The sequence below is a fragment of the Cupriavidus neocaledonicus genome (assembly GCF_000372525.1).
GTDB classification, from domain to species: Bacteria; Pseudomonadota; Gammaproteobacteria; order Burkholderiales; family Burkholderiaceae; genus Cupriavidus; species Cupriavidus neocaledonicus.
The window spans coordinates 62,712-88,281 of the sequence record NZ_AQUR01000083.1 but is presented as its reverse complement, the minus strand read 5'-3'; the positions used below and the strand labels follow the sequence as shown (position 1 = coordinate 88,281).

Genomic DNA, 25,570 nt, shown 5'->3' with positions numbered 1-25,570 from the left:
TATACCTGTCGCATGCCAACCTTCCTGATGACGAGGTATCCCATGCACCACGCTTTCCCGCCCAACGACCCCAACGCCATGGCCTACTGGCGCGCGCGCCGCATGGTGCGCGCCCTGCGCGGCTGGTATATCCACCTGCTGGTCTACGCCGTGGTCAATGCGTGGCTATGGTTCCGCTTCTTCTACTTCCCATCGCCGCCATGGTCGCACTACGCCACCACGGGCTGGCCGTGGCCGCTGACCACCACGCTGGCCTGGGGCCTGGGACTGGCCCTGCACGGATTGCTGGTCTGGACGCGGCTGTCGCGCCGCGGACGTGACTGGGAGCAGCGCAAGATCCAGGAATTCATGGATCGGCACTGACCGGATCCCTGGACGCCGGCGCCCCCGGCGGCCGGCTTACATCTGCCGGAACCGATGCATGTAGGCGCGCGACACGGGCAGCTCGGCATCGCTGCCGCGCATCCTGACAAAGAGCCGCCCCGATTCGTCGCGCCGCGTGCCGGCCACGTATTCCATATTGACGATGGACGAGCGGTGGATCTGCCAGAACACCTGCGGGTCCAGGCCGGCCATCAATTCCGCCAGCGGCGTGCGGATCAGGTGCTCGCCATCCCGGGTATGGACCACCACGTACTTGTCATCGCTCTGGAAGTACATCACCTCCTGGATCGGCACGTGGCTGGTGGTATTGCCGCGGCTGGCGCGGACCCACCGCAACTGGCCGCCGCCTTCCGCGCGCGGCTGGGCGCGGGTGAGCTGGCTCAGCAGCTGCGCCAGTTCGGGCAAGGGCGCCGCTTCCTGCAGTGCCTTGCGCAACCGCTCGATGGTGCGGCCGAGCCGTTCCTCGCTGACCGGCTTGACCAGGTAGTCCACCGCCGCACGCTCGAAGGCATCGAGCGCAAATTCGTCGTAGGCCGTGACGAACACCAGCCGCGTCTCGGTTTCGATGCCCTGCGCCACCTCCAGCCCGGACAGCCCCGGCATCTTGATATCGAGAAAGGCGACGCTCGGCGACCACCGCGCAATAGCCTCGGCGGCCTCGATGCCGTTGGTCGCCTCGGCAACGATCTCCAACTCCGGCCACAGGCGCTGCAGCTTGCCGCGCAGGTACGCACGCAGGTGCTCTTCGTCATCGGCAATCAGGGCAGTCGGCGTCATGGGCGTCATCGGGCGTCTCCGGTTCGGGATGCTGGCGGCAGCGGCAGATCGATCAGTACGGCGGTGCCCGGCGAGCGCTCTTCGATCCTGACGTGGGCATCGCCGTCATACAGCACCCCCAGCCGTTCACGCAGATTCGACAGGCCGACCCCGGCTCCCGCCGACGGCCGAAAGCCCATGCCATCGTCCTCGATCATCGCCAGCATGCGCGCGCCGCGCCGCTCCAGCCGGACCAGCAAGCGCCCGCCTTCGATCTTCGGCTCAAGGCCATGCTTGATCGCATTCTCGACCACGGGCTGCAGCAGCATCGGCGCCAGCGGCACCGTTTCGAGCTCCGCATCGACATCGACCGTGTAATGCAGCCGCTCGCCCATGCGGATGCGGATCAGCGCCAGATAGTCGCGCAGCAGCTTCGCCTCCTGCGCCACCGTACCTTGCGTCGCGCGGCTGGCTGCGAGCGACGCGCGCAGATAGGCAATGAAATGCTCCAGCATCATCGTGGCCTTCTGCGGCGCGGGCTCGATCAGGCTGACCACGTTGGCCAGCGTATTGAACAGGAAGTGCGGCTCGATCTGCGCCTGCAGCAGCTTCATGCGCGCCTCGACCAACTGCTTTTCCGTCGACAGCGTGCGCACCTGTTCCTGCGCCATATATTCGGCAATCTTGCGCTCTTCCCACCGCCGCCCAAGCAGGCCCACACGGCCCCAGGTCATGATGCCGTGCACCGCCAGGCCGATCCCCCAACCCATCAGCGGACCACCGGCCCACGGCCGATGCGACGAGCCCATCAGATGGAAGCCGATCAGCATCGCGTTCACCACCACGTAGACCATGGCGTGCAGGTAGAAAAAGCGCAGTGCACGCACGCGGTGGCGGGCTTCTTCGTAGGCACGCTGCTCGGGGGCGGCGCGCCAGAGGCGGGAGTGGGGGAACGGCACGGGCGGTGGCTGGGGCGGCGATTGGGCGCAGGTTACCACTGGCTTGAGCGTGGTGACATGACGGTGCCGCAAATCGACAGGCTGGCGGTGTGAATCGACGGAAAACAGGCGCGGATGTCTGATGTTGCCGGAAATTGGTGGCCGCGCATGGCGCCATGTCACGGCTTTTGGCGAGGCTCTGCGATGCCCTGGCACGACTGCCCCGATGTAAATGCCTCGGGCCCCGCCAAAACAAAACGGGCTACGCAATGCGTAGCCCGTTCTTCAATTCTGGTGCCGGCTGCAGGACTCGAACCCGCCACCTGATGATTACAAATCAACTGCTCTACCTGATGAGCTAAGCCGGCATATGGATGCAGACCGCGATTCTACTGCATTGCGGTCGGCTTTGGGATGGCTTACTTCACCACTTTCAGTGCAGGCTTCTTGCCGCCGATGCGGGGCACCGGGGGCGGCGTGTCGTCGTCGCCGGGGCCGGTGTCGCTGGTCGTTGCGGGGGTCTCGGCTTCGACCGGGGCAAGCTTGGGCGGCGGGTTGTTTTCACGCTCGGTGGCGGCCTGGGTTTCCGGCAGGCTGCGTTCGACCGGGAAGGCCATGCCTTGCCCGTTCTCGCGGGCGTAGATCGCCAGCACGTTCTCGACGGGCACGTCGATCTTGCGCGAGACACCGCCGAAGCGTGCGCTGAAGGTGATCCACTCGTTGCCCATGTCAAGGCCGCTGGTGGCGTCGAAGCTGACGTTCAGCACGATCTCGTTGTTCTTGACGAACTCGCGCGGCACGTTGGTGTTGGCGTCGACGAAGACGGCGATGTACGGCGTGAAGCCGTTGTCCGTGCACCATTCGTAGATGGCGCGGATCAGGTAGGGCTTGGTGGAGGTTTCAGGCATTGTGCTTCCAATGGCGCCGCGATGGCCCGAGGGCGGTTGCCGTCGGGCCGGTGCCGGTTAGCGGCGCATCACCTTTTCGGACGGGGTCAGCGCTTCGATGTACGCGGGACGGCTGAAAATGCGTTCAGCATACTTCAGCAGCGGCGCGGCGTTCTTCGACAGCTCGATGCCGTAGTGGTCCAGGCGCCACAGCAGCGGCGCGATGGCGACGTCGAGCATCGAGAACTCTTCGCCCAGCATGTACTTGTTCTTGACGAAGATCGGCGCCAGTTGCGTCAGGCGGTCGCGGATCGCGGCGCGGGCGCGTTCGTGGTTCTTTTCCGCGGCCTTGCCCTTTTCGTTCTCCAGCGTGTAGACGTGGGTGAACAGTTCCTTTTCGAAATTGAACAGGAACAGGCGGGCGCGGGCGCGCTGCACCGGGTCGGCTGGCATCAGCTGCGGGTGCGGGAAGCGCTCGTCGATGTATTCGTTGATGATGTTCGACTCATACAGGATGAGGTCGCGCTCGACCAGGATGGGCACCTGGCCGTACGGGTTCATCACCGAAATATCTTCGGGCTTGTTGAACAGGTCGACGTCGCGGATTTCAAAATCCATGCCCTTTTCGAACAGGACAAGGCGGCAACGTTGGGAAAACGGGCAAGTCGTACCCGAATACAACACCATCATGGTTGGATTCCTTGGGCTTAGCCGGAGCTGGGTCGGACAGTAAGGTCTGCCATTCTGCCAAAGTCGGCCACCGAAAAGCAAATAAGTGGCATATGCGACTCTTTTTGGGTTATCACCCGTAAAAAGCATCAGGGGCGGCGCTGCGTTTTTTCGCAGCGACCGCCCCTGGTCGTCAGGGCCCGATCAGGCCCTGTCATGTCACGGCTTACTTCACATCTTTCCAGTACGCCGCGTTCAGGCGCCAGGCGAACACGGTGAACACGCCCAGGAACAGCAGCACCCAGACGCCCAGGCGCTTGCGGTGGTTCTGCGCGGGCTCGGCCATCCAGTCGAGGAAGCTGACGAGGTCGGCGGTCATCTGGTCGTACTCGACCTTGCTCAGCTTGCCCTGGCTCAGTTGCTCGAAACCGGCAAACTTGTGCACCTTCTCGCCATGCTCTTCCACTTCGGTGAACTTGGCGGCGCGCTGGCCCTGCAGTTCCCACAGCACGTGCGGCATGCCGACGCTCGGGAACACCAGGTTGTTCCAGCCGGTGGCGCGGCTGTCGTCGCGATAGAAGGTGCGCAGGTAGGTGTACAGCCAGTCGTCGCCACGGGCGCGCGCGATCACCGACAGGTCCGGCGGCTGCGCGCCGAAGAAGGCCTTGGCTTCCTTCGGCTGCATGGCGATGTTCATCGTTTCGCCCACCTTGTCCGCGGTAAACAGCAGGTTCTCGCGGATCTGGTCGTCGGTCAGGCCGATGTCCTTGAGCCGGTTGTAGCGCATCATCGACGCGCCGTGGCAGTTCAGGCAGTAGTTGACGAACACCTTGGCGCCGCGCTGCAGCGACGACAAGTCGGCGGTGTTCACCGGCGCCGGCTCGAGGGGGAAGCCCCCCTCCGATGCCATGGCGGGCGCGCCGGCAATGCAGGCGCCGGCCAGCGCGAGGATCGAAAGCAGCTTTTTCATCTTGTGTCCTTGTGCTCTTGTCGGGGTTCGCTTCGCTCAGTGCGGGTGGAACGTGACACGCTCCGGGACCGGCTTGAACTCGCCGACACGGCTCCACAGCGGCATGGTCAGGAAGAAGGCGAAGTACAGCAGCGTACCCAGCTGAGACACCTTTTCACCAACCGGCGACGGCGGTTGCACGCCGAGATAGCCGAGCACCAGGAACACCACCACGAAGACGATCAGGATGGTCTTGTGGAAAGCGGGACGATAGCGGATGGACTTGACCGGCGAGCAGTCGAGCCACGGCAGGAAGAACAGGATCACCACCGAGCCGCCCATCACCAGCACGCCCCAGAACTTGGCGTCGATGAAATAGAAGCCCACGGCCAGGACCACCGCGATGGCGATGGCACCGATCTTCACGCGCGCATCCTTGCTGCGCAGGAACACCATGCCGAGCAGCAGCGCGAAGAACACCCACAGGATCGGCAGGAAGTTCGACGTGGTGGCGCGCAGCATCGAGTAGAACGGCGTGAAGTACCAGACCGGCGCAATATGCGGCGGGGTCTTCAGCGGATCGGCCGGGAAGAAGTTGTTGGCTTCCAGGAAATAGCCGCCCACTTCGGGGAAGAAGAAGATCACGGCCGAGAACAGGATCAGGAAGCCGCCCACGCCGAGCAGGTCATGCACCGAGTAGTACGGGTGGAACGGGATGCCGTCCAGCGGGATACCGTTTTCGTCCTTCTTGGCCTTGATCTCGACGCCGTCCGGGTTGTTCGAGCCCACTTCGTGCAGCGCAATGATGTGCGCGATCACCAGGCCCAGCAGCACCAGCGGCACGGCGATGACGTGGAACGAGAAGAAGCGGTTCAGGGTCGCGTCGCTGACCACGTAATCACCGCGGATAAACAGCGACAGGTCCTGGCCGATCACCGGGATGGCCGAGAACAGGTTCACGATCACCTGGGCGCCCCAGTACGACATCTGGCCCCACGGCAGCAGGTAGCCCATGAAGGCTTCGGCCATCAGGCACAGGAAGATCAGGCAGCCGAAGATCCAGACCAGTTCGCGCGGCTTGCGGTACGAACCGTACAGCAGGCCCCGGAACATATGCAGGTAGACCACGACGAAGAAGGCCGAGGCGCCGGTCGAATGCATGTAGCGCACCAGCCAGCCCCACGGGACCTCGCGCATGATGTATTCCACGCTGGCAAAGGCCACGGGAATGCCGGCGGCGTTCAGCGTGCCGTCCGGCTTGTAGTTCATCACCAGGAAGATGCCGGTAACGATCTGGATCACCAGCACCAGCAGCGCCAGCGAACCGAAGAAGTACCAGAAATTGAAATTCTTCGGCGCGTAGTAGCGGGACAGGTGGTCTTCCCACAGCTGCGTCGCAGGAAAGCGGGCGTCGATCCAGCCCAGCAGGCCGGTCGTCTTGACTTGTTTTTCGGCCGCCATGATCAGGCTTCTCCTTTCTCGTCCTTGCCGATCACGATCTTGCTTTCGGACAGGAACTGGTAGGGGGGAACATCGAGATTCTGCGGAGCCGGCTTGTTCTTGAAGACGCGCCCGGCCAGATCGAAGGTCGATCCATGGCAGGGGCAGAGGAAACCGGGATCAGTGCCGAGCTGAGGATTGGCACCGGGGGCGAAGGGGCCCGAGGGGGAACAGCCGAGATGGGAACAGATGCCCACTACCACCAGCACGTCCTTGTGTTCCGGACGCGAACGGGTTTCGTTCTTGCAGTACTCGGGCGTCTGCATGGTGAACGGAATGTCGGAATTGGGATCGGCCACTTCGCCATCCGTCTTTTTCAGCGACGCCAGTTGCTCCTCCGTGCGCCGCATGATCCAGACCGGTTTGCCGCGCCACTCGACGGTCATCATCTCGCCCGGCTTCAGGGCGCCGATATCCGCCTCGACTGGGGCACCCGCGGCCTTGGCCTTCTCCGATGGTGCAAAGGTACTGACGAAAGGAACCGCTACCGCCACGCCTCCGACGCCGCCAGCGACGGATGTCGCGATCAACCAATTGCGGCGACCTTTATCCACGCTCTTCACGTCTTGCTGGTCACTCATTCCAAACCCCAGGGGAAGTCAATTTAGATTTTGCGTCAACCATAAAGTGTACCTTAGACACCTGCGCACTAGATAGGCAGAAAATGCCACGGCCTCGCGCGATTATCGGACATGCATCCCGGAAATCCGGCTCCACGCTTGATTTCCGGTGAGTGATGCGGCAGGCTTCCAGCTTGAAAGCGTTCACCCATCGCCACAAGAAGGAGAACCCCCCATGGGCATGATCTCGGAATTCAGAACCTTCGCCGTACGCGGCAACGTCATTGACCTGGCTGTCGGTGTGATCATTGGCGCGGCGTTCGGCAAGATCGTGGATTCGGTGGTCAACGACCTGATCATGCCGTTGGTGGGCCGTGTGGTGGGCAAGCTGGATTTCTCCAGTATGTTTATTGTTCTGGCGGATCCCCCTCCCGGGACACCGCTGACGCTCGATGCACTGAAGAAGGCCGGCGTACCGGTGTTTGCCTACGGCAACTTCCTGACCATCGTCGTCAACTTCATCATCCTGGCCTTCATCATCTTTCTGATGGTGCGTGCCTTCAACCGGATGCGCGCCGAAGAACCGGCGCCGCCGCCCGCCGCCCCGCCCGAGGAAGTGGCACTGCTGCGTGAAATCCGTGACAGCCTGAAGGCCCGCTGATTTCGAATCCCGAACGATAAAACGGCCCCGCTGGGGCCGTTTTGTTTTTGGTCAGATCAGACCGGATTCGGAATATCAATAAAGGTATGGCGCAGGCCGAAGCGTTGGGCCACATGCTCGCCCAGCGAGCGAATGCCATAGCGTTCGGTCGCATGATGGCCGGCTGCCAGATAGGCCACGCCGCTCTCGCGCGCCAGGTGCGTGGTCTGCTCCGAGACTTCGCCGCTCAGATAGGCATCGACGCCCGCGGCGACCGCGGCATCGAAATAGCCTTGCGCCCCACCCGTGCACCAGCCGACGGTGCGGATCATCTGGCCAGGCTCGCCGATCGCGAGCGGCTCGCGCCCGAGCACGCCGCCGACATGCGCCGCCAGCGCAGACAGCGGCATCGGCGCAGGCAGCGTCCCCGTCCAGCCCAGCTGGTCATCGCTGAAGCGGCCGGTGGGAGTGAAGCCGAGATGCAGGCCCAGTTGCGCGTTATTGCCGAATTCCGGGTGATTATCCAGCGGCAGGTGGTAGGCGAACAGATTGATATCCGCCCCGAGCAAGCACTTCAGGCGCGCATGCTTCTGCCCGACCACGCGCGCATCCTCGTTTTTCCAGAAATAGCCGTGATGCACGAGAATGGCGTCGGCGCCCGCCTCGACCGCGGCCTCGACCAGCGCCAGGCTTGCCGTCACCCCAGTCACCACATGTGTGATCTCCGAGCGACCTTGCACTTGCAGCCCATTGGGACAATAGTCCTTGTAGCGGGAAACTTCCAACAGGTCGTTCAAGTACAATTCAAGCTCTTTTGTTTTCATTTTCTGCTCAAAACTCCAATATGTTGCGGCGCTTTTGGCTGTTCTTTGCCCAGGCTGTCACCGTCGTGCTGGCGGTCTGGTTCGTCGTGGCAACGCTCAAGCCTGAATGGCTGCAGAGGGGGCGCGTCGCGGTCCAATCCGGCTCGCCCATCGTGGCGCTCAAGGAGGTCGTGCCCAACGTGTCCGGTCCTGCGGCCGAAGGGTCATATAGCGAAGCCGCCCAGCTGGCCATGCCGGCGGTGGTCAATATCTTTACCAGCAAGAACGGCAACAAGCGCTCGCCCAATCCGCAGGCCGAGGATCCGTGGTTCCGCTTTTTCTTCGGCGACCGCCTGCCCGAGCGGCAGGAGCCGGTCTCCAGCCTGGGGTCCGGCGTCATTGTCAGCGCCGAGGGTTACATTCTAACCAACCACCACGTGGTCGACGGCGCCGACGAGATCGAGATCGCGCTGACCGATGGCCGCAAGGCCAATGCCAAGGTGGTCGGCTCCGACCCGGAAACCGACCTGGCCGTGCTGAAGGTGACGCTCAAGGACCTGCCGGCGATCACGCTGGGCCGGCTCGAGAACGTGAAGGTCGGCGACGTGGTGCTGGCCATCGGCAACCCGTTCGGCGTCGGCCAGACCGTGACGATGGGCATCGTGTCGGCGCTGGGCCGCAGCCACCTGGGCATCAACACCTTCGAGAACTTCATCCAGACCGATGCAGCGATCAACCCCGGCAACTCGGGCGGCGCGCTGGTGGACGCGCAGGGCAACCTGCTGGGTATCAATACGGCGATCTATTCGCGCTCGGGCGGCTCGCTGGGTATCGGTTTCGCCATCCCCGTATCGACGGCCAAGCAGGTGATGGAGTCGATCATCTCGACCGGCAGCGTGACGCGCGGATGGATCGGCGTCGAGCCGCAGGACATGACGCCGGAGATTGCCGAGTCGTTCGGACTCGATGCCAAGGAAGGCGCACTGATCGCCGCCGTGGTCCAGGGCGGCCCGGCCGACAAGGCCGGGGTGCGGCCAGGCGATGTGCTGACCAAGGTGGATGGCTTGTCGATCACGGACACCACGGCGCTTCTGAATGCCATTGCGCAGCTCAAGCCCGGCGTGGACATCAAGATGACGGTGATCCGCCGCGGCAAGCCGACGGACCTGACGGTGACCATCGGCAAGCGCCCCCCGCCGCCGCGCCGCTCGCTGCCCTTCGAAGAGGAAGAATAGGCCGGACCGTGCCGGTACCCGAGCAAGCAAACCCGCCAGCGATGGCGGGTTTTTTTGTGCCCGCATCGATTCCGGGACTGGGCAGTAGCAGCCAGACGGGTCGGCCTGCGATCGATTTCGGCAGAGCCGCATCCTGCCTTACAACGCCAGTTGCCCTGACGGTGACAGCCCGTCCGGATGGGTCTGCCAGCGTGCCATGCCTGGCCGCCACGATCCGAGTGGTTTGAATGGGCAAATGCGGACCGGTCCTGTCCCAATGGAAACTCGCACGGTCTGACGGCAACTCGGACGCAGCGCAAAGCGCCAACCCTTGCTAGCGATTGCCTCACCTTGGATTGCACAAAAGAAAACGCCGGCATCCTTGCGGATGCCGGCGTTCTTCAAGTCAACCTTCAGCGGGCGGATGCCCGCGTCAGATTAGAACTTGTGGCGCAGGCCGACCACAGCACCGAACTGGTCCTTGCCGGACTGGACGGTGTTGAAGCCGTTCACGCCCAGCAGCGAGCCGTTGTCGTTCAGAGCGTACGACAGCGAGGTGTACACGTCGGTACGCTTCGACAGCGCGTAGTCGGCGGTCACGACGAATTGCCACGGATCGGCGTCGGTCTTGCGGAAGTCTTGGTAGTAAGCAGCGCCCGACAGCGAGAACGCCGGGGTCAGCTGGTAACCCAGACCCAGCCAGTACAGGTTGGAGGTACCGTTGATGCCCAGCGGGTTGGCGGCAGTCGCCACTTGGCCCGGCAGAGCGGCGCCGTCGGCAGCCTTGGCCCAACGGTAGCCAGCGTAGACCTTGGCCGGGCCGAAGGCGTAGTTGGCACCCACGGTGGCGCGGCGGATACGCTGACCGCTTGCGTCGACCGGAGCAGCGGCGGTGCCGGTGGTCTGGCCGTGCACTTCGTCATAAGCAGCACCAACCGAGAACGGGCCAGCTGCGTAGTTCAGCATGGCGCCATACTCTTGGCCGCGGCGGAAGGCGCCGGCGACTTCCTGGCCGTTGTTGTTGAAGCTGTAGAAGGCCGAAGCGGTCAGGCCACCGAACTTGCCGATGTACTTGACGGTGTTGTCGGCGCGCGAAGCGAAGGCGGCGTCCTGAGCCAGGATACCGTAGCGCGACGAGATGGCCATCGGGTCATAGATCAGGCCGAAGTCGTAGAAGGCGGTCTGTTGACGGCCCAGCAGCAGCGAACCGAAGTTGCTTTGCAGACCGACGTAGGCTTGACGACCGAACAGACGACCGCCTTGAGCCGAGCGACCATCATCCAGGTCGAAACCGCTTTCCAGGACGAACACGCCCTTCAGACCGCCACCCAGGTCTTCCACGCCACGCAGGCCCCAGCGCGAACCGGACTGGTTACCCGACGACATGCGGAACAGATCGTCGCCGGCAGCGTTGGCCTTGCTGACGTATTCGAGGCCGACGTCAGCCACGCCGTACAGGGTCACGCTCGATTGGGCATAAGCGCCACCAGCGGCCAGAGCGGCGACGGCAGCAGCAAACAGTTTCATCTTCATATCGACACTTTCCTTGTCAACTGATTGGGAAATCTTGGTTGCCCAAGTGCTTGGGCGACGCATTTACATTCACGTCTGCTGCGTATTATGTGCCAGCCCCCCCGGCCGTCAGAAGGCTTTTTCGGCGTAAACCATGCTTACTGGCGGTTTTTGTTGTCCGGGAGCAACAGGAATGCGGGCAAAAATCCCCAACTTGGTGCAAACCGGCACTGTGGCTGGCGAAAAAGCCCGCCTCAGTGCGATTCGTCCGGCTGTGTTTCTGCGGAAGTGGCCTCTTCGCCTGCCGGGCGTCCGACAAAACGGGCCAGGATCAGGCCAAGTTCATAGAGGGCCACCAGAGGGACCGCGAGCAGCAGTTGCGACAGCACGTCCGGCGGCGTGACGATGGCCGCAATGATGAAAGCCCCGACGATCACATAGGGGCGGATCTGCTTGAGTTTTTCCAGTTCCACCACGCCAAACCGCACCAGCACGATCACCACCACCGGCACTTCGAAGGTAATGCCGAAGGCCAGGAACGTGGTCATGGCGAAGCTGAGGTATTTATCGATGTCGGTGGACATCTCCGCCCCCAGCGGCGCGTTGTAGTGCGCCATGAAATGGAACACCGTGGGGAACACCAGAAAATATGCAAAGGCCACGCCGCACAGGAACAGGAAATAACTGCTCGATACCAGCGGCAGGATCAGGCGCTTCTCATGCTGGTACAGGCCGGGCGCGACAAACTGCCAGACCTGGTACAGCACCCATGGCAGCGCGATCAGGAATGCCACCAGCAAGGTCACCTTCATCGGCACGAAGAACGAGCCGGTCACGTCCGTGACGATCATCTTGCCCCCCTTGGGCAGCGATTCCATCAGCGGCGCGGAGAACAGGTTGAAGATGACCGGCGCCCAGTAGACCAGCGAGACGAACACCAGGATGATGCCGGCCACCGCCTTGACCAGTCGCTGGCGCAACTCGATCAGGTGGGAGATGAAGGTTTCCTGCTGCGACTCGTCTTGCGGGTCGTGGGGATCGGAGGACCGGGTGTCGCTCATGGCGTGAACCGCTCAGCCGCGAGGGCCGGCAAGTGGATCGATGAAACCGCAACGTTGCGGCGGGGGGAGGCGGACACAACGACAGCGGCCACGGCGGCCGGCAGGAATTCGCCGCGCGCCATGCTTATTCGAAGAAGGAGCGGGAGGGCCGGCTCACCGGCCGGTGCCGCTTGACGCGCGCCGCGCCCGACTGCACCCAGACGCGGACATTGTGCTGGCGCTTGAACCACAGCGGACGCGCGCCCTGCTTGACGCGCCAGCTCTTGCGCCCGTTGTGCGCCTTGTGCGCCGCGTCCCAGCTGGGCACGAAGCCGCCGCTAGCATCGCTGCCGCTCCCCGCGCCGGTGGCTGCGCTGGTTTCGACGCCGCCGAGGGCGTCGTTGAGCGCCTGGCTCTGCTCGCTGACTTCCTTGTGGATGGTGCGCTCGACGTCGCGTGCGGCGTCCTCGAATTCCGTGCGCATCTTGCGCAGTTCTTCCAGTTCGACCTCGCGGCTGACCTCGGCCTTGACGTCGTTGATGTAGCGCTGTGCACGGCCGACCAGCGCACCGACCGTGCGCGCGACCTTGGGCAGCCGTTCGGGACCGATCACGATCAGTGCCACGGCGCCAATCAGCGCCAGCTTGGAAATGCCGAGATCAATCATGCAGACACATCATGCGGACAACATGCGGGATAGCGCGGGCGCGCAACGACACGCGCAGCGAGATTTGCGTGGCAGGGGGCACACCGCCGGCTTATTGCTGGCGGGACTTTTCCTTGGCGTCGACGTCGATGGTGGTGGAATCGCGCAGTTCCTTGGACGCGCCCGGCTGGGCGCCCTTGTCTTCGCCGTCCTTCATGCCGTCCTTGAAGCCCTTGACCGCGCCGCCCAGGTCCTGGCCGATATTGCGCAGCTTCTTGGTACCGAACACCAGCATGACGATCACCAGCACGATCAGCCAGTGCCAAATGCTAAACGAACCCATCTCTTGCTCCTGATGCAGCCGCGGGCGCAATCATTGTTGCCCGGACCCGTTGTTCCGTCCCGTGATGGCCGCGCCGGGCGACGGTTGCCGGCACAGCTTCTGCCCGGGGCGTTGCCGCCGCGGACCCTCCCCTGCCAAGGCTGCCCGGTCAGGGCAGCGGTCCCTTCCAGGCGTGGCGCGGTCCACCCAGCACATGCAGGTGCAGGTGGTAGACCTCCTGTCCGCCGTCCGGGCCGGTATTGATCACCGTCCGGAAGCCGTTGGAACAGCCGGCCGCGCGCGCCAGTTCAGGCACCTTCAGCATCATTCTAGCAAGCACCTCCCCTTCACCGGCGCCGCAATCGGCCAGCGAGTCGACATGTGCCTTGGGAATGACCAGCAAGTGTACCGGGGCCTTGGGATGGATATCGTGGAAAGCCAGCATGTCGTCGTCTTCATAGACTTTGTTCGACGGCAGCTGGCCGGCCACGATCTTGCAGAAGATGCAATTATCCTGAGCGTTCATGAAAATTTCATTGCGACAGCCGCGGCACCAGTGACCAACACATGCATCGTGTGCCCGACCTCAGAACTGCTGGTCCGGGTACATCGGCTTGCTGTCGTTCAGATACAGCCAGCCCTTGACGATACGATACAGCATCCACAGCGACAGCACGCCCCACACGGCAAAGGCCAGCGGCATCAGCACGACTGTCGCGAACAGCACCCCGCCCAGCACGCCCCAGGCCACCGACCACCAGAACGAGCGGATCTGCCAGGCGAAGTGCGAGGCATACAGCGATCCGCGGGCGTCATCGCGCTTGACATAGTCAATCACGATGGCGATCAGCGCGGTGATGCCGCCGGTGAGCCAGAAGATCGCATACAGCGCGTAAAGAATGTGCAGCAGCTTGCGCAGGCTGCCCAGCTGTTCGCCGCTGGGGGTGGTGACCTGCCCGGTGTAGTCGTTCGCCATCATCGCCCTCGGTTGGAAGCCTGCCTTGCGGCAGGCGGGAAACCGGCCGGCATCCGCGCCGGCTAGTCCTTGCGCCGGGCCTTTTCTTCCAGGCCGGACAGCCCTTCGCGCCGCGCCAGCTCGTTGACCACGTCAGCCGGCGTCAGGCCGAAGTTTGCCAGCAGCACCATGCTGTGGAACCACAGGTCGGCCACTTCATAGACCACCTTGCCGGCCGCGGCGCCGATCTCGCCGGCGGCGCGCGCGTCCTTGGCGGCCATCACGGTCTCGGTGGCTTCCTCGCCGATCTTCTTCAGGATGGCGTCGTCGCCCTTGCTGAACAGGCGCGCCACGTAGGATTTGTCGGGGTCACCGCCGTTGGCGGGCTTGCGCGATTCCAGCACCTCGGCCAGGCGCGCCAGGACATCGTTGCTGCTGAGTGCGTCGTCGCTCATGGCTTGGTGTAGATCTGGGCAGGGTCCTTCAGCACCGGCTCGACCGTCTGCCAGTCGCCGGCGTCCGCATCGCCCTCGAATTTCTGGAAGAAGCAGGAATGGCGCCCGGTATGGCACGCGATGCTGTCGACTTGCGTCACCTTCAGCAGCACCACATCTTCATCGCAGTCCAGACGGATCTCGTGCACCTTCTGCACATGGCCCGATTCTTCGCCCTTGTGCCACAGGCGCTTGCGCGAGCGCGACCAGAACACGGCCTCGCCCAGCTCCACGGTGCGCAGCAGCGCCTCGCGGTTCATGAACGCAAACATCAGCACGTCGTTCGAGCCGACTTCCTGCACGATCACCGGCACCAGGCCGTTGTCGTCCCATTTCACCTTGTTGAGCCACTTCTTCGGCATGATCAGATCCGCACGGGAATGCCCTCGCGGGCCATGAATGCCTTGGCTTCGCCCACGGTGTGCTGGCCGTAGTGGAAGATACTGGCGGCCAGCACCGCGTCGGCGCGGCCCTTTGTTATGCCGTCGGCCAGGTCCTGCAGGCCGCCGACGCCGCCCGAGGCGATCACCGGCACCGGCACCGCGTCGCTGACCGCGCGGGTCAGCTCGAGGTCGAAGCCGCTCTTGGTGCCATCGCGGTCCATGCTGGTGAGCAGGATTTCGCCGGCACCGCGCGTGGCCATTTCACGTGCCCATTGCACCGCGTCCAGCCCCGTGGCCTTGCGCCCGCCGTGGGTAAAGACCTCCCACCGCGGCGCTTCGCCGGGGGCGGAGCTGCGCTTGGCGTCGATCGCCACCACGATGCACTGCGAACCATAGCGCGCGGTGGCATCCGACACCAGCTGCGGGTTGGCGATCGCCGACGAGTTGACGCTGATCTTGTCCGCCCCGGCATTGAGCAGCCGGCGCACGTCTTCGACGGTGCGCACGCCGCCGCCCACCGTCAGCGGGATAAACACCTGCGCGGCGACGTCCTCGATGATATGCAGCATCAGGTCGCGCCCGTCGCTGGTCGCGGTGATGTCCAGGAATGTGATTTCGTCGGCGCCCTGCTCGTCATAGCGGCGCGCGATTTCCACGGGATCGCCCGCGTCGCGCAGCTCGACAAAGTTGACGCCCTTGACCACCCGCCCGTTGGTCACGTCCAGGCAGGGGATGATACGTTTGGCTAGCATGAGATTCCTTGTCCGCCACCGCTGCCGTGCCGGCAGCGGCCAGGCGGCCGCGCCCCGCGGCGCCGTTGCCTTATTGCCCGTCGCGCAGCTTGTCGGCGCGCGCTTGCGCGTCGGCAAAGTTGAGGTCGCCGGAGTAGATCGCGCGGCCGCAGATGACCCCTTCCACGCCCTCGCCTTCGACCGCGCACAGGTTGTCGATATCGGCCAGGTTGGACAGCCCGCCGCTGGCGATCACCGGGATCGACATCGACTGCGCCAGCTTGACGGTGGCATCGATATTGATCCCCTGCAGCATGCCGTCGCGGCCGATGTCGGTGTAGATGATGGCCTCGACGCCGTAGTCTTCGTACTTGCGCGCCAGGTCCGCCACCTCGTGGCCGGTCAGCTTGCTCCAGCCGTCGGTGGCGACCTTGCCGTCCTTGGCATCGAGCCCGACGATGATATGGCCGCCGAAGGCCGAGCACGCGTCCTTCAGGAACCCTGGGTTCTTCACCGCCGCGGTGCCGATGATGACGTACGAGAGCCCATCGTCCAGCCAGCGCTCGATGGTGTTGAGGTCGCGGATGCCGCCGCCCAGCTGCACCGGGATCTCGTCGCCGACCTCGGCGATGATGGACTTGATGGCGGCCTCGTTGCGGGGCTTGCCCACGAACGCGCCGTTCAGGTCCACCAGGTGCAGGCGGCGGGCGCCCTGCTCCACCCAGTGGCGTGCCATGGCGGCGGGATCTTCGGAAAAGACGGTGGCCTGGTCCATGTCGCCTTGTTTGAGGCGTACACACTGACCGTCCTTCAGGTCGATGGCCGGAATGAGCAACATATGCGTGACGAGCGTGGTTGAGTGAGTGAGATTGAGCGAGACCGGCGCATGCCGGTCAGGTCGGGTCGATAGTCGATCGGAAACGGGTCAGGTGCCGGGTCGGTCAGCGGTCGAGCATCGGGTCAACAAGCGAACACAAGCGAATCGCGAATCGGCAAGCTGCGCTTCAGGGATTCCAGTGGACGAAGTTCCGGTACAGCTGCAGGCCCATGGCCGCGCTTTTCTCGGGGTGGAACTGCGTCGCGAAAATATTATCGCGCGCTACCGCGCTGGTAAACACGACTCCGTATTCCGTTTCGCCGGCAATATGGGCCGGATCCTGCGCCTGCACATAGTAGCTGTGGACGAAATAGAACCAGCTGTCGTCCGGGATACCGTCCCACAGCGGGTGCGGCCTGGCCTGGCGCACCCGGTTCCAACCCATCTGCGGCACCTTGAAACGCGAGCCGTCGGGCTGCGTCATGCCATCCAGCGCGAACCGTACGACCTGCCCGGGCATCAGCGCCAGCGCCGGGGTGCGATCCGTGCCGGCCCGGCTTTCGGTGCTGAACTCGAACAGCATCTGTTCGCCCACGCAGACGCCCAGCATCGGCTTGCTCGCGGCGGCCTCGACCACCGCTTGCTGCAGCCCGGACGCGCCCAGCGCCGACATGCAGTCGGGCATCGCGCCCTGCCCCGGCAGCACCACGCGGTCCGCCGAGCGGATGCCTTCGGGCGCATCCACCACCCGGACATCGGCTTCCGGTGCCGCGGCGCGCAGCGCCTGCGCCACCGAGCGCAGGTTGCCCATGCCGTAATCCACAATTGCTATGGTAGTCATGATTTCAAAACAGGCAACAATGTCTTCAGCCCGTCCACAATGAATTCCACGGCCAGCGCCGACAGGATCAGGCCCATCAGGCGCGTGCCGATATTGATGCCGGTGCGCCCGATCACCCGGGCGATCGGGTCCGCCGCGCGGAACACCAGGTACACCACCGAACCCAGCAGCGCACCGATGCCGACCAGGATCAGCAGCTGGTACCAGTGCTGGGTCTTGCCGGCATAGACGATCACCGTGCTGATCGAACCCGGTCCGGTCAGCAACGGCAGCGCCAGCGGCACCACCGCAATGCTGGACTTTACCTCGGCCTCGTCCTCTTCCTCGGGCGTGGCCTTGGTGCGGCTGGTTTGCGCATTCAGCATGTTCATGGCCATCATGATCATGATGAGCCCGCCGCCCACCTGCAGCGATGCCACCGAGATATTGAAGAACTCGATGATCTGCTGGCCCAGCAGCGCGGACACCGCCACTACGATCGCCACCGAGATCGACGCGATCTTGATGGTACGCAGCTTTTCCGCTTCGGTCTGCTGGCTGGTCAGGCTGATGAAGAACGGGATCGCCCCGATCGGATTGATCAGCGCCAACAGCGAGATAAACGACTTGAGCGTATCCATCGGTTGCGGTTGCCAGCATCGCTGGCCGTATTGGCTAGAGAGTTGGGCGGGCGCCGCAACCAGCCGGCACGCCTACGGGTTCAGGATGCTCAGAGCGTACCCTTGGTCGACGGGATCGTGTTGGCCGCGCGCGGATCCAGCTCCACCGCCATGCGCAAGGCCCGGCCGAAGGCCTTGAACACGGTTTCGCACTGGTGATGAGCGTTGATGCCGCGCAGGTTGTCGATATGCAGGGTGACGCCGGCATGGTTGACGAAGCCGCGGAAGAACTCGATGGTCAGGTCGACGTCGAAGCTGCCCACGCGCGCACGCGTGAACGGAACATGGAACTCCAGGCCCGGGCGGCCGGAGAAATCGATCACCACGCGCGACAGGCATTCGTCCAGCGGCACGTAGCTGTGGCCGTAGCGGGTGATGCCCTTCTTGTCGCCAATGGCCCTGGCCACCGCCTGCCCGAGCGTGATGCCCACGTCTTCCACCGTATGGTGGTCGTCGATATGCGTGTCGCCGGTGGCTTCGACCTCCAGGTCGAACATGCCATGCCGGGCGATCTGGTCCAGCATGTGGTCGAGGAACGGCACGCCCGACGCCAGCTTCTGGCGGCCGCTGCCGTCGAGATTCAGGGAAACGCGAATCTGCGTTTCCGAAGTATTGCGGGTGACCTCTGCAACACGCATGGTGTTAATCCTGCAGCGACGCTGCGAATGCCTCAAGGAACTGCGCGTTTTCTTCGGGCGTGCTGACCGTGACGCGCAGACAATTGGCCAGCAACGGGTGCATTTTACTCACGTTCTTGATCAATACCTTGCGCGCCAGCAGGCGCTCGAAGGTCTGTGCGGCATCCGGCACGCGCACCAGCAGGAAGTTGGCGGCGCTCGGGAACACCGTGACCCCGGGCTGCGCCGCCATGCCGTCGGCCACGCGCGTGCGTTCGGCACGCAGTTGCGCGGCCTGTTCGTCCAGCACCGCCACATGCTCGAGCGCGAACAGCGCGGCGGCCTCGGTCAGCACGTTGACGTTGTAGGGCGGGCGCACCTTGTCCAGTTGCGACAGCCATTCCGGCGCGCCGGCCAGGTAGCCCAGGCGGATGCCGGCCAGGCCGAGCTTCGATACGGTGCGCATCACCAGCAGGTTGCCGAAGTCAGTCAGGCGCGGCATCCAGCTGTGCTGGGCGAACGGCTGGTAGGCTTCGTCGACCACCACCAGGCTGTTGCAGACCTCGCCCTGCGCGGCGCGGATGATGGCCTCCATGTCTTCAGCGTCGAACAGGTTGCCGGTGGGGTTGTTCGGGTAGGCCAGGTAGATGATGGCGGGCTGCTGCGCGGCCATCGCCGCCAGCATCGCGGCGCGGTCGAGCGTGAAGTCGGCGCGCAGCGGCACGCCGACGAACTGCAGGCCGGCAAACTGCGCGGACATCGCGTACATGACAAAGCCCGGCACCGGCGCCATCACCTTCGCGCCCGGCCTGGCCGCGGCCAGCGCCAGCATGCTGATGAGCTCGTCGGAGCCGTTGCCGAGCAGCACGTCCATGCCGGCCGGCACCTGCATCACGCGCCTGAGCGCGGCGCGCAGTGCTTCGCTGCTCGGCACCGGGTAGCGGTTCAACGCGACCTCGCCGAGGCGCTCGGCCAGCTGCTGGCGCAGCGCGGGCGGCAGGCGGTATGGGTTCTCCATCGCGTCGAGCTTGACCAGACCGTGCGAATCCGGCACGTGGTAGGCGCCCATGGCGCGCACGTCGTCACGGATGATGCGTTCGATCAGGGAGGGCTCTACGGCTGACATGGAAGCTCCAGTGTGGGTTGGGTCAGGGGTTCAGCTACGCTTGAAACGGTATTCCGCGCTGCGGGCGTGGGCCTGCAGGCCTTCGCCATAGGCCAGTTCGGCAGCGATCTGGCCCAGCATCTGCGCGCCGCCCTCGCTCACCTCGATCAGGCTCGAGCGTTTCTGGAAGTCATAGACGCCCAGCGGCGACGAGAAGCGCGCGGTGCGCGAGGTCGGCAGCACGTGGTTGGGGCCGGCGCAGTAATCGCCCAGCGACTCGCTGGTATAGCGGCCCAGGAAGATGGCGCCGGCGTGGCGGATCTTCTCGCTCCACTGGCGCGGGTTCTCGGCCGAGATCTCGAGGTGTTCCGGCGCGATCGCGTTGGCGATCTCGCAAGCCTCTTCCATGTCGCGCACCTTGACCAGCGCGCCCCGGCCGGAGATGGAGGCGGCGATCACGTCGCGGCGCGGCATGGTGCCAAGCTGGCGCTGGAGGCTGGCTTCGACGCGGGCGATGTAGTCCGCGTCCGGGCACAGCAGGATCGACTGCGCCAGTTCGTCGTGCTCGGCCTGCGAGAACAGGTCCATCGCCACCCAGTCGGGATCGGTGGTGCCGTCGCAGATCACCAGGATCTCGGACGGGCCGGCGATCATGTCGATGCCGACGGTGCCGAACACGCGCCGCTTGGCCGCCGCGACGTAGGCGTTGCCCGGGCCGACGATCTTGTCGACCTGCGGCAGCGTCGCGGTGCCGTAGGCGAGCGCGCCGACCGCCTGCGCGCCGCCGATGGTGAACACGCGGTCGACGCCGGCGATCTGCGCCGCGGCCAGCACCAGTTCGTTACGCACGCCGCCGGGCGTGGGCACGACCATGATGATTTCCTTGACGCCCGCCACGCGCGCCGGGATCGCGTTCATCAGCACCGACGACGGGTAGGCGGCCTTGCCGCCCGGCACGTAGATGCCGACGCGGTCCAGCGGCGTCACCTTCTGGCCCAGCATGGTGCCGTCGGCCTCGGTGTATTCCCAGCTGTGGCTGCCGCATTCGATCTTCTGCTTCTCGTGATAGGCGCGCACGCGCGCGGCCGCCGCCTCCAGCGCCGCGCGGCGCTTAGGCTCGAGATCTTCGAGCGCGGCTTCGAGCTGCTGCTGCGATACCTCGAGCGCGCCCATCGACGCCGCCTCGACGCGGTCGAAGCGACGGGTGTACTCGAGCACCGCGGCATCGCCGCGCGCTTTCACGTCGGCCAGGATCTGCGCGGCGGCGCGATCGATGGCCTCGTCCTCGCCGGCCTCGAAGGCCAGCACCTGGCGCAGTGCCTCGGCAAAGCCCGGCTCGCTGGAATCGAGCCGGCGGATCGGCAGGCTTTCCATATCGGTTGGGTTCATGACTTCTGTTCCTGTCAGGCGGCGACCCGGCCTCAGGCCAGCGCCGCTGAAGCGCGTTCGAAGGCGTCGAGGATCGGTGCCAGCCGCTCGCGCTTGAGTTTGAGCGCGGCCTGGTTCACCACCAGCCGCGACGAGATCTGCACGATCTCTTCCACTTCCACCAGATTGTTGGCGCGCAGCGTGCTGCCGGTGCTGACCAGGTCGACGATGGCGTCGGACAGGCCCACCAGCGGGCCCAGCTCCATCGAACCGTACAGCTTGATCAGGTCGACGTGAACGCCCTTTTTCGCAAAATGCTCGCGCGCGGTCTGCACGTACTTGGTGGCCACGGCCAGGCGCGCGCCCTGGCGCACGGCAGTGGCGTAGTCAAAGCCGGCCGGCACCGCCACCGACAGGCGGCAGCGCGCGATGTTGAGGTCGATCGGCGCGTACAGCCCGGCCATGCCGCTTTCCATCAGCACGTCCTTGCCGGCCACGCCGAAATCGGCCGCGCCGTACTGCACGTAGGTCGGCACGTCCGAGGCGCGCACGATCACCACGCGCACCGCCGGATCGGAAGTCGGCAGGATCAGCTTGCGCGAGGTCTCGGGATCCTCGGTGACGCGGATCCCGGCCGCTTCCAGCAGCGGCAGCGTCTCGGTGAAGATGCGGCCCTTGGACAGCGCCAGCGTCAGCTGGTTGGGCGATGCGTTGAAAGCGGGGCTCATCGGGCTTCGGTCCTTGGTGCTCAGGCAATGCGGCGGATCTTCGCGCCCACTGCCGACAGCTTGTCTTCCATGCGGTCGTAGCCGCGGTCCAGGTGATAGATGCGGTCGATCACGGTTTCGCCGTCGGCCACCAGGCCGGCGATCACCAGGCTCGCCGACGCACGCAGGTCGGTCGCCATCACGTTGGCGCCCGACAGGCGCGGCACGCCGTTGACCACCGCGGTGTTGCCTTCGACGGTGATGTCGGCGCCGAGGCGGTTCAGTTCCTGCACGTGCATGAAGCGGTTTTCGAAAATGGTCTCGGTCACGCGCGCGGTGCCTTCGGCGACCGCGTTGAGGGCCATGAACTGGGCCTGCATGTCGGTCGGGAAGGCCGGGTATTCGGAAGTGCGGAAGCTCACCGCGCGGGCGCGGTGCGGCATTGCCAGGCGGATCCAGTCGGCGCCGGTCTCGATGCTGGCGCCGGCTTCGCGCAGCTTGTCGAGCACGGTGTCGAGGATCTCGGGCTGCACGCCGCGCAGCACCAGGTCGCCCAGCGTCGCGGCGGCCGCGCACAGGAAGGTGCCGGCCTCGATGCGGTCGGCGATCACGCTGTGGCTGGCGCCATGCAGGCGCTCGACGCCGTGCACCACCAGGCGGTCGGTGCCAATGCCGTCGATCTTCGCGCCCATCTTGACCAGCAGCTGGGCCAGGTCGGTCACCTCGGGCTCGCGCGCGGCGTTTTCCAGCACGGTCTCGCCTTCGGCCAGCGTCGCCGCCATCAGCAGGTTCTCGGTGCCGGTCACGGTGATCATGTCGGTGACCACGCGCGCGCCCTTCAGGCGCCTGGCGCGGGCATGGATAAAGCCGTGCTCGATGGTGATCTCGGCGCCCATCGCCTGCAGGCCCTTGATGTGCTGGTCGACCGGGCGCGCGCCGATGCCGCAGCCGCCCGGCAGCGACACCCGGGCCTCGCCGAAGCGCGCCACCAGCGGGCCCAGCACCAGGATCGAGGCGCGCATGGTCTTGACCAGCTCGTACGGGGCCTCGAGCACATTGACGTCGGCGCCGTTCAGGGTCACGCGCGCGCCGTCGAACTCTGCCTGCATCCCCATCAGGCGCAGCAGCTTGAGCGTGGTGCGCACGTCCTGCAGGTTGGGCACGTTGTCCAGCGCGACGGTGTCGGCCGTCAGCAGGCCCGCGCACAGGATCGGCAGGGCGGCGTTCTTGGCGCCCGAGACGCGGATTTCACCCTTGAGCGGGCCGTTGCCGTGAATCTGGAATTTGTCCATGTTCTATGGTCTGGGCCGGGCACGCGCCCGGCATCATTGTTCTGGAGCCGCGCGGGCGCGGCGCATGGTGCGTTGTTGGTGCTCTACTTGCCCGCGTCCGCCTGCCACTCCGCGGGGGTCAGGGTCTTCATCGACAGCGCATGGATCTCGGCGCGCATGCGGTCGCCCAGCGCCGCGTAGACACGCTGGTGGCGCTGGATCAGCCGCTTGCCTTCGAATTCGTTGCTGACGATGGTGGCAAAGAAATGCTGGCCATCGCCCTCGACTTGCAGATGTTCGCAGGGCAGTCCTTGGGCAATGTAGTCCCTGACTTGTTCCGGTGTAGGCAGCATGGGGTTCTCTTCAGCGTGATTCAGCTTGATTCAACAGGGCCGGCCGCCGCTCAGTGGCGCAGCTTGTATCCGGACTTCAACAGTCGCAGCGCCAGCGCGGCCAGCACCACGAACGCCGATCCGACCACCGCCAGGCTGAACAGCGGCGACACGTCCGAGACGCCGAAGAAGCCATAGCGGAAGCCGTCGATCATGTAGAAGAACGGATTGGCATGGGACACCGCCTGCCAGAAGGCCGGCAGCGAATGGATCGAATAGAACACGCCGGACAGGAAGGTCGCCGGCATGATCAGGAAGTTCTGGAACGCGGCCAGCTGGTCGAACTTCTCGGCCCAGATGCCGGCGATCACGCCGAGCGTGCCGAGGATGCCCGCGCCCAGCAGCGCGAATACCAGGATCCAGCCGACGCTGGCGAAATGCAGGTTGGCGAACCACGCCGTCACCAGCAGCACGCCCAGGCCGACGGTCAGCCCGCGGATCACCGAGGCCACCACGTAGGCGCCGAACATCTCCCAGTGCGACAGCGGCGGCAGCAGCACGAACACCAGGTTGCCGGTGATCTTCGACTGGATCAGCGACGAGGAACTGTTGGCGAAGGCGTTCTGCAACACGCTCATCATCACCAGCCCGGGCACCAGGAAGGCGGTGTAGCTGATCTGGTCATAGACCTTGACCCGGTCTTCCAGCACATGGCCGAAGATCAGCAGGTACAGCACCGCGGTCAGCACCGGCGCGGCCACGGTCTGGAAGCTTACCTTCCAGAAGCGCAGCACTTCCTTGTACAGCAGCGTGCGGAAGCCAACCAGGCCGCCGACGGCCATCGGCCCGAGGCGGGTGTCGTCCAGGATTTCGATGTCGCCGGGCTGCTTCATGCCGCGGCCTCCATCGTCGCGTGGGGCAGCGCCCCGGGCATATGCCCCTCGCGGCGCATGATCTGCACGAATACGTCCTCGAGGTCGGCCTTGTTGATTTCCATGTCTTCGATGTCACAGCCCGCTTCGCGGCAGGCGGCCAGGATCGGTTCCACCGCCTGGTAGCCCGACAGCCGCAGCCGCACCGCGCGCTCGCCGGGGTTGGCCGGCATGCGCAGCGGCTCCAGCGCGGCCGGCAAGCCGCCGCGCGCGAAGGTCAGCACCAGCTGCAGCCCGGCAAACTGCGTCAGCAGGTTGCTGGTGCGGTCCAGCGCCACCACTTCGCCGAACTTGAGCATGGCGATGCGGTCGCACAGCGCCTCGGCCTCTTCGAGGTAATGCGTGGTCAGGATGATGGTGTGCCCTTCGCGGTTCAGGCGCGAGATGAACTTCCACAGCGTTTGCCGCAACTCGACGTCGACGCCGGCGGTGGGCTCGTCGAGCACGATCACCGGCGGGCGGTGCACCAGCGCCTGCGCCACCAGCACGCGCCGCTTCATGCCGCCGGACAGCTGGCGCATATTGGCATCGGCTTTCCCGGTCAGGTCCAGGTTGGCCATGATTTCGTCGATCCAGTCGTCGTTGCGGGTCAGGCCGAAATAGCCGGACTGCAGCCGCAGCGTCTCGCGCACCGTGAAGAACGGATCGAACACCAGCTCCTGCGGCACCACGCCCAGCATACGCCGCGCCATGCGGTAATCGGCGACGACATCGTGCCCCAGCACACTGACGCGGCCGGAATCGGCCCGGTTCAGGCCGGCGAGGATCGAGATCAGCGTGGTCTTGCCGGCGCCGTTGGGCCCGAGCAAGCCGAAGAATTCGCCGCGTTCGACGGTGAAGCTGACGCCCTTGAGCGCCTGCAGGTTGCGGTAGCGCTTGCGAACGTCGTGGATTTCAATGGCTTTCATGGCCGATTGTTTGTGGCGGGTCCGGCTCTTTCGGGGGCCGGCCGCCAGGATATGGGGAGCAAAGCGTGCCCGGATATCCCGGTCCGGCATGGATTGGGCCGGCAACGGGCGGGGGGTGGGCGAACAACCCGGAATTATAGGGGATGCGGGGTCGGTCCCGCTTGATCCCCGCCGGTTTCGCCCCGGCGGCTCGGCGACCGCGCCAGCGGTCGCCGCGGCATCGCGTGCGGCCGCCATGCTGGCGACCGGCGATGCCGGATCAATGTCGGTGATGGTGTGCGGGCGAGATGGGGGCGGGTGCCGCTGCGCGCGCCAGACCAAGCAGGCCGTCGACGCCGTACAGGCTGGCCAGTTGCGCCAGCTGCGCCGGCACGCCGCGCAGCACCAGTGCCTGGCCGCGCGCCACGGCGGCCCGGTGCCATGCCAGCAGCACGGCAACGGCAGAAGAATCCACCTGCGCCAGGCCGGTGCAGTCCACCTCGACCTCGCCCTGCGCCACGCGCGCCAGCCCGTCGCGCAGCACCGCGGCGGCGTTCTGGTTGGTCAGCGAGTTACCCGGCGAAAGCATGGCGTCAGTGGCCTGGATGCGAAAAGAAGAACTGGGGATCTGAAATGACGACTCCCGCGCGA

At 65.0% G+C, this 25,570-nt stretch carries 32 protein-coding genes and 1 tRNA gene; 3 read left to right on the top strand and 30 right to left on the bottom strand.

Annotated elements, in window-relative coordinates:
• The first annotated feature begins 42 nt into the window (after positions 1 to 42).
• Positions 43 to 363 carry a 2TM domain-containing protein gene (locus A3AG_RS0108305; RefSeq protein ID WP_025585803.1) on the top strand — a complete coding sequence of 107 codons (321 nt, stop codon included), beginning with the start codon at positions 43 to 45 and terminating at the stop codon, positions 361 to 363.
• A gap of 36 nt (positions 364 to 399) precedes the next feature.
• Here the strand turns inward: A3AG_RS0108305 and A3AG_RS0108300 are convergent, their stop codons facing one another.
• From A3AG_RS0108300 to petA, 8 genes are all read right to left on the bottom strand, one after another.
• Positions 400 to 1,161, bottom strand: coding sequence for a LytR/AlgR family response regulator transcription factor (locus tag A3AG_RS0108300; protein WP_026164037.1), 762 nt, complete (start codon positions 1,159 to 1,161; stop codon positions 400 to 402).
• Between the two features lie 5 nt (positions 1,162 to 1,166).
• Positions 1,167 to 2,348 carry a sensor histidine kinase gene (locus A3AG_RS0108295; protein ID WP_240619812.1) on the bottom strand — a complete coding sequence of 394 codons (1,182 nt, stop codon included), beginning with the start codon at positions 2,346 to 2,348 and terminating at the stop codon, positions 1,167 to 1,169.
• 22 nt (positions 2,349 to 2,370) lie between these two features.
• Positions 2,371 to 2,446: transfer RNA gene (locus tag A3AG_RS0108290), tRNA-Thr, on the bottom strand.
• A 51-nt stretch (positions 2,447 to 2,497) separates the two neighbouring features.
• The gene (locus tag A3AG_RS0108285; RefSeq protein ID WP_012354071.1) at positions 2,498 to 2,986 is read right to left on the bottom strand and encodes a ClpXP protease specificity-enhancing factor; all 489 of its coding nucleotides are present in this window, start codon (positions 2,984 to 2,986) and stop codon (positions 2,498 to 2,500) included.
• A 57-nt stretch (positions 2,987 to 3,043) separates the two neighbouring features.
• Positions 3,044 to 3,655: a glutathione S-transferase N-terminal domain-containing protein gene (locus A3AG_RS0108280; protein ID WP_010812311.1), complete on the bottom strand. Its 612-nt coding sequence runs from the start codon at positions 3,653 to 3,655 to the stop codon at positions 3,044 to 3,046.
• Between the two features lie 205 nt (positions 3,656 to 3,860).
• A complete protein-coding gene (locus A3AG_RS0108275) occupies positions 3,861 to 4,604 on the bottom strand; it encodes a cytochrome c1 (protein WP_018004950.1) in 744 nt (247 codons plus the stop codon).
• Positions 4,605 to 4,640: 36 nt separating this feature from the next.
• Positions 4,641 to 6,044 (bottom strand): cytochrome b, encoded by a 1,404-nt coding sequence (locus A3AG_RS0108270; protein WP_018004949.1) that lies wholly within the window; start codon positions 6,042 to 6,044, stop codon positions 4,641 to 4,643.
• 2 nt (positions 6,045 to 6,046) lie between these two features.
• Positions 6,047 to 6,664 (bottom strand): ubiquinol-cytochrome c reductase iron-sulfur subunit, encoded by a 618-nt coding sequence (gene petA / locus A3AG_RS0108265; protein WP_018004948.1) that lies wholly within the window; start codon positions 6,662 to 6,664, stop codon positions 6,047 to 6,049.
• 214 nt (positions 6,665 to 6,878) lie between these two features.
• Between petA and mscL the strand changes: the two genes are divergently transcribed.
• A complete protein-coding gene (gene mscL, locus A3AG_RS0108260; protein ID WP_018004947.1) occupies positions 6,879 to 7,304 on the top strand; it encodes a large conductance mechanosensitive channel protein MscL in 426 nt (141 codons plus the stop codon).
• A 56-nt stretch (positions 7,305 to 7,360) separates the two neighbouring features.
• Here mscL and A3AG_RS0108255 read toward each other — a convergent pair whose 3' ends face one another.
• On the bottom strand, positions 7,361 to 8,107 hold the full coding sequence (locus tag A3AG_RS0108255) for a Nif3-like dinuclear metal center hexameric protein (protein ID WP_018004946.1): 747 nt from the start codon (positions 8,105 to 8,107) through the stop codon (positions 7,361 to 7,363).
• A 20-nt stretch (positions 8,108 to 8,127) separates the two neighbouring features.
• On the opposite strand from A3AG_RS0108255, the gene A3AG_RS0108250 reads away from it, so the two are divergent.
• Entirely contained in the window at positions 8,128 to 9,321 is a 1,194-nt protein-coding gene (locus A3AG_RS0108250) for a Do family serine endopeptidase (RefSeq protein WP_018004945.1), read from the top strand.
• 417 nt (positions 9,322 to 9,738) lie between these two features.
• On the opposite strand, the gene A3AG_RS0108245 is transcribed toward A3AG_RS0108250, so the two are convergent.
• The 21 genes from A3AG_RS0108245 to A3AG_RS0108145 all read right to left on the bottom strand — a co-directional run bounded on the left by A3AG_RS0108245 (position 9,739) and on the right by A3AG_RS0108145 (position 25,508).
• Positions 9,739 to 10,833, bottom strand: a complete 1,095-nt coding sequence (locus A3AG_RS0108245) for a porin (protein ID WP_018004944.1) — start codon at positions 10,831 to 10,833, stop codon at positions 9,739 to 9,741.
• A gap of 233 nt (positions 10,834 to 11,066) precedes the next feature.
• On the bottom strand, positions 11,067 to 11,873 hold the full coding sequence (gene tatC / locus A3AG_RS0108240; RefSeq protein ID WP_018004943.1) for a twin-arginine translocase subunit TatC: 807 nt from the start codon (positions 11,871 to 11,873) through the stop codon (positions 11,067 to 11,069).
• Positions 11,874 to 11,997: 124 nt separating this feature from the next.
• Positions 11,998 to 12,519 carry a Sec-independent protein translocase protein TatB gene (gene tatB, locus A3AG_RS0108235; protein ID WP_018004942.1) on the bottom strand — a complete coding sequence of 174 codons (522 nt, stop codon included), beginning with the start codon at positions 12,517 to 12,519 and terminating at the stop codon, positions 11,998 to 12,000.
• Positions 12,520 to 12,610: 91 nt separating this feature from the next.
• Positions 12,611 to 12,841, bottom strand: coding sequence for a Sec-independent protein translocase subunit TatA (gene tatA, locus A3AG_RS0108230; protein ID WP_018004941.1), 231 nt, complete (start codon positions 12,839 to 12,841; stop codon positions 12,611 to 12,613).
• Between the two features lie 148 nt (positions 12,842 to 12,989).
• On the bottom strand, positions 12,990 to 13,346 hold the full coding sequence (locus tag A3AG_RS0108225) for a histidine triad nucleotide-binding protein (RefSeq protein WP_018004940.1): 357 nt from the start codon (positions 13,344 to 13,346) through the stop codon (positions 12,990 to 12,992).
• A gap of 60 nt (positions 13,347 to 13,406) precedes the next feature.
• Positions 13,407 to 13,799 carry a DUF4870 family protein gene (locus A3AG_RS0108220; protein ID WP_018004939.1) on the bottom strand — a complete coding sequence of 131 codons (393 nt, stop codon included), beginning with the start codon at positions 13,797 to 13,799 and terminating at the stop codon, positions 13,407 to 13,409.
• A 59-nt stretch (positions 13,800 to 13,858) separates the two neighbouring features.
• On the bottom strand, positions 13,859 to 14,230 hold the full coding sequence (locus A3AG_RS0108215; protein ID WP_018004938.1) for a phosphoribosyl-ATP diphosphatase: 372 nt from the start codon (positions 14,228 to 14,230) through the stop codon (positions 13,859 to 13,861).
• On the bottom strand, positions 14,227 to 14,631 hold the full coding sequence (hisI, locus tag A3AG_RS0108210; RefSeq protein WP_018004937.1) for a phosphoribosyl-AMP cyclohydrolase: 405 nt from the start codon (positions 14,629 to 14,631) through the stop codon (positions 14,227 to 14,229). Before hisI ends, A3AG_RS0108215 begins: the two co-directional genes overlap by 4 nt.
• Before the next feature lie 2 nt (positions 14,632 to 14,633).
• Positions 14,634 to 15,404 (bottom strand): imidazole glycerol phosphate synthase subunit HisF, encoded by a 771-nt coding sequence (gene hisF, locus A3AG_RS0108205; protein ID WP_018004936.1) that lies wholly within the window; start codon positions 15,402 to 15,404, stop codon positions 14,634 to 14,636.
• A 70-nt stretch (positions 15,405 to 15,474) separates the two neighbouring features.
• Positions 15,475 to 16,221: a 1-(5-phosphoribosyl)-5-[(5-phosphoribosylamino)methylideneamino]imidazole-4-carboxamide isomerase gene (hisA, locus tag A3AG_RS0108200; RefSeq protein WP_012354087.1), complete on the bottom strand. Its 747-nt coding sequence runs from the start codon at positions 16,219 to 16,221 to the stop codon at positions 15,475 to 15,477.
• A gap of 166 nt (positions 16,222 to 16,387) precedes the next feature.
• Positions 16,388 to 17,041 (bottom strand): imidazole glycerol phosphate synthase subunit HisH, encoded by a 654-nt coding sequence (hisH, locus tag A3AG_RS0108195; protein ID WP_018004935.1) that lies wholly within the window; start codon positions 17,039 to 17,041, stop codon positions 16,388 to 16,390.
• The gene (locus tag A3AG_RS0108190; protein WP_018004934.1) at positions 17,038 to 17,661 is read right to left on the bottom strand and encodes a YchE family NAAT transporter; all 624 of its coding nucleotides are present in this window, start codon (positions 17,659 to 17,661) and stop codon (positions 17,038 to 17,040) included. Before A3AG_RS0108190 ends, hisH begins: the two co-directional genes overlap by 4 nt.
• An 89-nt stretch (positions 17,662 to 17,750) precedes the next feature.
• Positions 17,751 to 18,338: an imidazoleglycerol-phosphate dehydratase HisB gene (hisB, locus tag A3AG_RS0108185; protein WP_010812330.1), complete on the bottom strand. Its 588-nt coding sequence runs from the start codon at positions 18,336 to 18,338 to the stop codon at positions 17,751 to 17,753.
• Between the two features lie 4 nt (positions 18,339 to 18,342).
• A complete protein-coding gene (gene hisC, locus A3AG_RS0108180; protein WP_018004933.1) occupies positions 18,343 to 19,443 on the bottom strand; it encodes a histidinol-phosphate transaminase in 1,101 nt (366 codons plus the stop codon).
• Between the two features lie 30 nt (positions 19,444 to 19,473).
• Entirely contained in the window at positions 19,474 to 20,811 is a 1,338-nt protein-coding gene (hisD, locus tag A3AG_RS0108175) for a histidinol dehydrogenase (protein WP_018004932.1), read from the bottom strand.
• A gap of 32 nt (positions 20,812 to 20,843) precedes the next feature.
• The gene (hisG, locus tag A3AG_RS0108170) at positions 20,844 to 21,518 is read right to left on the bottom strand and encodes an ATP phosphoribosyltransferase (protein WP_018004931.1); all 675 of its coding nucleotides are present in this window, start codon (positions 21,516 to 21,518) and stop codon (positions 20,844 to 20,846) included.
• A 20-nt stretch (positions 21,519 to 21,538) separates the two neighbouring features.
• Positions 21,539 to 22,789, bottom strand: coding sequence for a UDP-N-acetylglucosamine 1-carboxyvinyltransferase (gene murA, locus A3AG_RS0108165; RefSeq protein ID WP_018004930.1), 1,251 nt, complete (start codon positions 22,787 to 22,789; stop codon positions 21,539 to 21,541).
• 83 nt (positions 22,790 to 22,872) lie between these two features.
• Positions 22,873 to 23,121, bottom strand: a complete 249-nt coding sequence (locus A3AG_RS0108160; RefSeq protein WP_018004929.1) for a BolA family protein — start codon at positions 23,119 to 23,121, stop codon at positions 22,873 to 22,875.
• Between the two features lie 50 nt (positions 23,122 to 23,171).
• Positions 23,172 to 23,993, bottom strand: a complete 822-nt coding sequence (locus tag A3AG_RS0108155) for an ABC transporter permease (protein ID WP_018004928.1) — start codon at positions 23,991 to 23,993, stop codon at positions 23,172 to 23,174.
• Complete coding sequence (locus A3AG_RS0108150; protein WP_018004927.1) at positions 23,990 to 24,940, bottom strand: ABC transporter ATP-binding protein; 951 nt, start codon at positions 24,938 to 24,940, stop codon at positions 23,990 to 23,992. Before A3AG_RS0108150 ends, A3AG_RS0108155 begins: the two co-directional genes overlap by 4 nt.
• A gap of 259 nt (positions 24,941 to 25,199) precedes the next feature.
• Entirely contained in the window at positions 25,200 to 25,508 is a 309-nt protein-coding gene (locus A3AG_RS0108145; RefSeq protein ID WP_018004926.1) for an STAS domain-containing protein, read from the bottom strand.
• Positions 25,509 to 25,570 lie beyond the last annotated feature (62 nt).

What these genes read in the sequence shown, in the direction of transcription:
- A3AG_RS0108305 (WP_025585803.1), top strand. Translation starts at nt 43, where the DNA reads ATGCACCACGCTTTCCCGCCCAACGACCCCAACGCCATGGCCTACTGG.
- A3AG_RS0108300 (WP_026164037.1), bottom strand. Translation starts at nt 1,161, where the DNA reads ATGACGCCGACTGCCCTGATTGCCGATGACGAAGAGCACCTGCGTGCG.
- A3AG_RS0108285 (WP_012354071.1), bottom strand. Translation starts at nt 2,986, where the DNA reads ATGCCTGAAACCTCCACCAAGCCCTACCTGATCCGCGCCATCTACGAA.
- A3AG_RS0108280 (WP_010812311.1), bottom strand. Translation starts at nt 3,655, where the DNA reads ATGATGGTGTTGTATTCGGGTACGACTTGCCCGTTTTCCCAACGTTGC.
- A3AG_RS0108275 (WP_018004950.1), bottom strand. Translation starts at nt 4,604, where the DNA reads ATGAAAAAGCTGCTTTCGATCCTCGCGCTGGCCGGCGCCTGCATTGCC.
- A3AG_RS0108270 (WP_018004949.1), bottom strand. Translation starts at nt 6,044, where the DNA reads ATGGCGGCCGAAAAACAAGTCAAGACGACCGGCCTGCTGGGCTGGATC.
- petA (WP_018004948.1), bottom strand. Translation starts at nt 6,664, where the DNA reads ATGAGTGACCAGCAAGACGTGAAGAGCGTGGATAAAGGTCGCCGCAAT.
- mscL (WP_018004947.1), top strand. Translation starts at nt 6,879, where the DNA reads ATGGGCATGATCTCGGAATTCAGAACCTTCGCCGTACGCGGCAACGTC.
- A3AG_RS0108255 (WP_018004946.1), bottom strand. Translation starts at nt 8,107, where the DNA reads ATGAAAACAAAAGAGCTTGAATTGTACTTGAACGACCTGTTGGAAGTT.
- A3AG_RS0108250 (WP_018004945.1), top strand. Translation starts at nt 8,128, where the DNA reads ATGTTGCGGCGCTTTTGGCTGTTCTTTGCCCAGGCTGTCACCGTCGTG.
- A3AG_RS0108245 (WP_018004944.1), bottom strand. Translation starts at nt 10,833, where the DNA reads ATGAAGATGAAACTGTTTGCTGCTGCCGTCGCCGCTCTGGCCGCTGGT.
- tatC (WP_018004943.1), bottom strand. Translation starts at nt 11,873, where the DNA reads ATGAGCGACACCCGGTCCTCCGATCCCCACGACCCGCAAGACGAGTCG.
- tatB (WP_018004942.1), bottom strand. Translation starts at nt 12,519, where the DNA reads ATGATTGATCTCGGCATTTCCAAGCTGGCGCTGATTGGCGCCGTGGCA.
- tatA (WP_018004941.1), bottom strand. Translation starts at nt 12,841, where the DNA reads ATGGGTTCGTTTAGCATTTGGCACTGGCTGATCGTGCTGGTGATCGTC.
- A3AG_RS0108225 (WP_018004940.1), bottom strand. Translation starts at nt 13,346, where the DNA reads ATGAACGCTCAGGATAATTGCATCTTCTGCAAGATCGTGGCCGGCCAG.
- A3AG_RS0108220 (WP_018004939.1), bottom strand. Translation starts at nt 13,799, where the DNA reads ATGATGGCGAACGACTACACCGGGCAGGTCACCACCCCCAGCGGCGAA.
- A3AG_RS0108215 (WP_018004938.1), bottom strand. Translation starts at nt 14,230, where the DNA reads ATGAGCGACGACGCACTCAGCAGCAACGATGTCCTGGCGCGCCTGGCC.
- hisI (WP_018004937.1), bottom strand. Translation starts at nt 14,631, where the DNA reads ATGCCGAAGAAGTGGCTCAACAAGGTGAAATGGGACGACAACGGCCTG.
- hisF (WP_018004936.1), bottom strand. Translation starts at nt 15,404, where the DNA reads ATGCTAGCCAAACGTATCATCCCCTGCCTGGACGTGACCAACGGGCGG.
- hisA (WP_012354087.1), bottom strand. Translation starts at nt 16,221, where the DNA reads ATGTTGCTCATTCCGGCCATCGACCTGAAGGACGGTCAGTGTGTACGC.
- hisH (WP_018004935.1), bottom strand. Translation starts at nt 17,041, where the DNA reads ATGACTACCATAGCAATTGTGGATTACGGCATGGGCAACCTGCGCTCG.
- A3AG_RS0108190 (WP_018004934.1), bottom strand. Translation starts at nt 17,661, where the DNA reads ATGGATACGCTCAAGTCGTTTATCTCGCTGTTGGCGCTGATCAATCCG.
- hisB (WP_010812330.1), bottom strand. Translation starts at nt 18,338, where the DNA reads ATGCGTGTTGCAGAGGTCACCCGCAATACTTCGGAAACGCAGATTCGC.
- hisC (WP_018004933.1), bottom strand. Translation starts at nt 19,443, where the DNA reads ATGTCAGCCGTAGAGCCCTCCCTGATCGAACGCATCATCCGTGACGAC.
- hisD (WP_018004932.1), bottom strand. Translation starts at nt 20,811, where the DNA reads ATGAACCCAACCGATATGGAAAGCCTGCCGATCCGCCGGCTCGATTCC.
- hisG (WP_018004931.1), bottom strand. Translation starts at nt 21,518, where the DNA reads ATGAGCCCCGCTTTCAACGCATCGCCCAACCAGCTGACGCTGGCGCTG.
- murA (WP_018004930.1), bottom strand. Translation starts at nt 22,789, where the DNA reads ATGGACAAATTCCAGATTCACGGCAACGGCCCGCTCAAGGGTGAAATC.
- A3AG_RS0108160 (WP_018004929.1), bottom strand. Translation starts at nt 23,121, where the DNA reads ATGCTGCCTACACCGGAACAAGTCAGGGACTACATTGCCCAAGGACTG.
- A3AG_RS0108155 (WP_018004928.1), bottom strand. Translation starts at nt 23,993, where the DNA reads ATGAAGCAGCCCGGCGACATCGAAATCCTGGACGACACCCGCCTCGGG.
- A3AG_RS0108150 (WP_018004927.1), bottom strand. Translation starts at nt 24,940, where the DNA reads ATGAAAGCCATTGAAATCCACGACGTTCGCAAGCGCTACCGCAACCTG.
- A3AG_RS0108145 (WP_018004926.1), bottom strand. Translation starts at nt 25,508, where the DNA reads ATGCTTTCGCCGGGTAACTCGCTGACCAACCAGAACGCCGCCGCGGTG.